4 protein-coding genes are annotated in these 4,223 nt (G+C 60.5%); 1 reads left to right on the forward strand and 3 read right to left on the reverse strand.

Annotated elements, in window-relative coordinates; all coding sequences use genetic code 11:
- On the reverse strand, positions 1 to 531 hold a 531-nt coding region (locus WA989_RS08160; protein ID WP_424340006.1), incomplete at its 3' end, for a PilZ domain-containing protein.
- A 155-nt stretch (positions 532 to 686) separates the two neighbouring features.
- Here WA989_RS08160 and WA989_RS08165 point away from each other — a divergent pair.
- Positions 687 to 2,330 (forward strand): choline dehydrogenase, encoded by a 1,644-nt coding sequence (locus WA989_RS08165; protein ID WP_424340007.1) that lies wholly within the window; start codon positions 687 to 689, stop codon positions 2,328 to 2,330.
- Here the strand turns inward: WA989_RS08165 and WA989_RS08170 are convergent.
- Positions 2,327 to 2,854 (reverse strand): hypothetical protein, encoded by a 528-nt coding sequence (locus tag WA989_RS08170; protein ID WP_424340008.1) that lies wholly within the window; start codon positions 2,852 to 2,854, stop codon positions 2,327 to 2,329. The two genes, WA989_RS08165 and WA989_RS08170, sit on opposite strands and share 4 nt — an antisense overlap.
- Before the next feature lie 91 nt (positions 2,855 to 2,945).
- On the reverse strand, positions 2,946 to 4,223 hold a 1,278-nt coding region (locus WA989_RS08175), incomplete at its 5' end, for an efflux RND transporter permease subunit (protein ID WP_424340009.1).

The raw sequence follows: 4,223 nt of genomic DNA on the forward strand, positions 1-4,223 counted from the left end.
CAGATTGCCCACAGTGACAATCTCTCCGACGGGCGGCGCAGGGCCGTCGCCTTCAAACGCAGCCCCTGCAAGCGAGATATCGATGGTGCGGCATTGCAGGACGCGGCCATCTGCGCGGGTCACGAGCGCAGCGCCTCCGCCTGCATAGCGCGGTGCCTCCCGCTCATCATCGAGGCCAAGCGCCTTGTAATTGGCAAGCCAGGTGAGCCGGTCTGCAATCTTGTCTTTCTTGCGCGCCGTGACATTGAATCTCACTGCAAATCCCTGCTCGGTATGACGAACGATTTCAGCTTCCAGCCGGCCGAGATCGTCGAGATAGCAGATGAGGCGCGTGTCGAGGTCGGGCGCAACGTTTGAAATCAGATTAGCCCCGCCGCACGAAATATCGCGTGTGAGCAGGCTATGGTCATCGGCATCCTTTATCAGAAAGCGGCCATTCAACGCGACAGGGACACGCGTACTGCGGCGCCGGTCCTTATGAAGGTCGGACCGAACAAGCAGGCTTGCTGATTTCTTCAATAGCGCTGACAAATGCCTCTCCACTGCTGAGCATCATGGCGGGCGATCAAAGTCGCCATACAATCGCAGGTTAGACAGCCAACGGTTCATAAATGGTTGAAGCTTTCGGTAAAGCTGACACTATCGTCACGGATGAATCATAGAGACTGAAGGCGGGAGCAGAAGCGATGGGCAAGGCTGAAGGGTATGACTATATCATCGTCGGGGCCGGCAGCGCCGGATGTGTTCTCGCCAACCGGCTGAGTGCAGACCCTGGCGTATCGGTCTGCCTGATCGAAGCAGGCGGCAAGGACAAGAGCCTGATGGTGCGCATGCCGGCCGGCGTCGGCAGCCTCATCAAGGAAAAGAACCCGCACAATTGGGGCTTCTACACCACGCCGCAGCGCCACATGCACAATCGCGAACTCTGGTGGCCGCGCGGCAAGGGCTGGGGCGGCTCCTCTTCGATCAACGGCATGATCTATATTCGTGGCCATGCGCGCGACTATGATCAGTGGCGCCAGTCCGGCCTGCGCGGCTGGGGCTATGCCGATGTTCTCCCCTATTTCCGCCGTTCGGAAGGCTACCGCGGCGATACCTCCGAGCACCACGGCACCGAAGGCCCGCTGGTTGTTGAGGAAAGTCCTCTTGATTCAGTGTCCTACAACGCCTTCATCAAGGCGGGTGTCGAGGCCGGCCATCGCAAAACGGATGATTTCAACGGAGCCCAGCAGGAAGGCGTAGGCGGTTATCAGCGGACCATCAATGATGGGGAGCGCTGGAGCGCGTCTTTCGCCTTCCTTCGACCGATCGCAGATCAACGGCCAAACCTCACCATCAAGTCGACCGCGCTCGTCAGCCGGGTCGTCTTCCGGGGCGGGCGGGCGCACGGCGTCGAAACGGTCGCGAGCCAGGGCGCAGAGCCAGAAACGATAGAGGCGAAGAAAGAGGTCCTGTTGTGCGCGGGTGCGGTCCAGTCGCCGCAAATTCTTATGCTGTCGGGTGTCGGACCGGAAGAGATCCTGCGCGTTCACGACATCCCAGTCATCGCCAATCGCGAAAAGGTCGGCCGGAACCTTCAGGATCATCTGGACGTCACGGTGATCAATAAAATGACCGAGAAGCTCTCAGCCTATTCGAAGCAGGCCGGGCTGAAGAAAATTGCGGTGGGCCTGAATTACCTGCTTCGCAAACAAGGCGCAGGGCGCGACAATTTCCTTCAGGCGGGCGCTTTCCTGAAGTCCCGCGAAGGCCTCGACCGGCCGGACCTGCAGCTTCACTATGTCAATGCGATCATGATGGATCACGGCCGCACAGAGATAAAATCGGATGGCTTTACCATTCACGCCTGTCAGTTGCGCCCGGAAAGTCGCGGCACCGTCACCCTGGCAAGCGCTGACCCGTTTGAGGCACCTCGCATCGATCCGAACTATCTCGCCACCGAAGAAGACCGCCGGGCGATCCGCGAAGGCGTGAAGATGTGCCGCGAGATCGCCTCGCAGGACGCATTCTCGGCCTTTCGCGGCGACGAGATTATGCCAGGGGCGGATGTCCGCAGTGATGACGAGATCGACGCCTTCATTCGCAACACCGGCGAGACGATCTATCACCCGGTCGGCACGGCCAGCATGGGCGTGAACGATGCCGATCCGCTCGATGGCGAATTGCGCGTCCGCGGTGTCGAAGGCCTTCGTGTCGTCGATGCGTCGGTCATGCCGACACTCATTGGCGGCAATACGAATGCACCGACCATCATGATTGCGGAGAAAGCAGCCGACATGATCCTCGGCAAGGAGGCTCCCCTGCCTGCCGAAGTCGCTGAACCTGCCTAGTCGAGATCGGCGTCCCAGACGCCGCGAATATGGATGTCGGCCTCAGGACCCAGATTGAGCCAGGCCAGCCGGCCGGATGTCGTGTTCGCGATCATCACCTGGTCGGCAGCGCTCACTGTCGATCTGATATGGTCCCTGATACGGACCTGCTTCACCTTTGAGCGGAGCACCCAGACCCCGGCCATGACTTCGGCGAACTTACCCAGACGGTTGAGCGCGCCAATAAGCTGCATCTCGCCTGTCCCGACAAGGCGGGCGATCACGAGATAGTTGGCTGGCTCATCGGAGGCGCCCGGCTCTTTGGTCTCGTCATCGGCAAAGATGCGGGCCAGTTCGGTGTGCTCACTCGCTTCAATGAAAGCGCCGCCGTCGCCGCACGCAATCCGTGTCGCCGGCCCGATCCGTCTTTCGCGCACAAAGCCCTGCAGCTGACCCAATGTGTAAGGCCCATAGACCGATCCGCTGACCAGGACTCGCCATTTTGGGGGATCAATTTCGGCAAGGTCCAGGGATGTATTGGGCATAGTCCGGAGTCTGTTCCTGCGAAATTGCTGTCAGCGGTGCAGACTGTGCTGAAATGGTAAGCATCGCGTTACCTCGATGGGTAAGGCGCGCCTATTCCGCAGGCTGGACGCGCTGCGCGCTTTTGCCGGAAAGCCTGCAGAGCGTGCGACTGATCGGCTTCATCGTCATCAGGCGGTAGACGGACGGTGTGAAATAGAGCGCGAGCAAGGCCGACCCGGCAACACCGCCGGCGATCGCTGTGGCAAGCGGCAGCCAGAAGACATCACCGGTCAGGATAATCGGAACGAAGCCGCCCATCGTGGTCAGCGTGGTCGCCACGATATGCCGTGTCGCCGCCACCACGACTTCGCGTTGCGCAATCACATCATCATTGCGCGCCGCTTCATTGCCCTGCAGCAGCGAAAGAACGACGATCGAACTGTTGATCGAAATACCCAGCAGGCCCAGCGCGCCGATAATCGCATTGAAGCCCAGCGGCAGGTTGAACAACCACACGCCTCCGAATGCGAGCCCCATTGAAAGCCCGCCAGCCAGCAGGATCAGCATCGACATGCGGAACGAGTTGAAGACAAGCGCCACAGCGCCGGCCATGACAAGGATGAGCGGCACGGCAAGCGACATCAGATTCGTCATCGCTTCGGCGCGCGTTTCCGCCTCCCCGCCAATGCTGATGTGATAGCCCGGAGGGGTTTCGAACCCCGCCTCGTCCAGGGCGAGCTCGAACTGCTTCATAATCGGCGCGGGCAGAGAGTATGGCTCAGTGAAGCCGTGAATCTCGTTCACGCGCCGCCCGGCCCTGCGCGTGATAACCGCCGTTTGCGGATCAAGCGTGATGTCACCGAGTGAGGCGATCGGTGTACCAGGGCCGTTGCGCCGGTCGCCAATCGTCTTGGCCCTGAGATCGGCAAGTTCAGACCGGCGCGCATCAGGCGCAATGACCCTAACCGGAATTTCCTCGATGCCTTCGAGAATTGATCCGGCAGGCACACCTTCGAGCTCGGCCCGAAGATCATTGGCAAGCTGAGCCAGACCCTCGCCTGACATCGCCGTCGCGGCTTCATCGGCCCGTATCGTTACAATCGGCGCTCCTCGCTGAAGGCTGCCCTTGGTATAGGTGATGCCAGGCACGTCGGACAGGATACGGCGGACCTCATTGCCAAGCCGGTCAAGCGTTTCGAGATTATCGCCGACTATATAAAGCTCGATCGGGGCTTCCACAGGCGGGCCCTGTTCGAACGGCAAGGCGAGGAATTGCGCGCCCGGAAACTCCTGGCGCAGCTCGTCCTGGATTGTGCGCACCATGATTCGCGTCGACTCATTGTCCTTGAGCTGGACCCAGCCCGCGGCGAAACCCGGAACGCCCTGAAC

This window comes from Henriciella sp. (assembly GCF_049649345.1).
Taxonomy (GTDB): domain Bacteria; phylum Pseudomonadota; class Alphaproteobacteria; order Caulobacterales; family Hyphomonadaceae; genus Henriciella.

Excerpts from the sequence above, each read along its gene's own strand:
- WA989_RS08165 (WP_424340007.1), top strand. The coding sequence starts at position 687 with ATGGGCAAGGCTGAAGGGTATGACTATATCATCGTCGGGGCCGGCAGC.
- WA989_RS08170 (WP_424340008.1), bottom strand. The coding sequence starts at position 2,854 with ATGCCCAATACATCCCTGGACCTTGCCGAAATTGATCCCCCAAAATGG.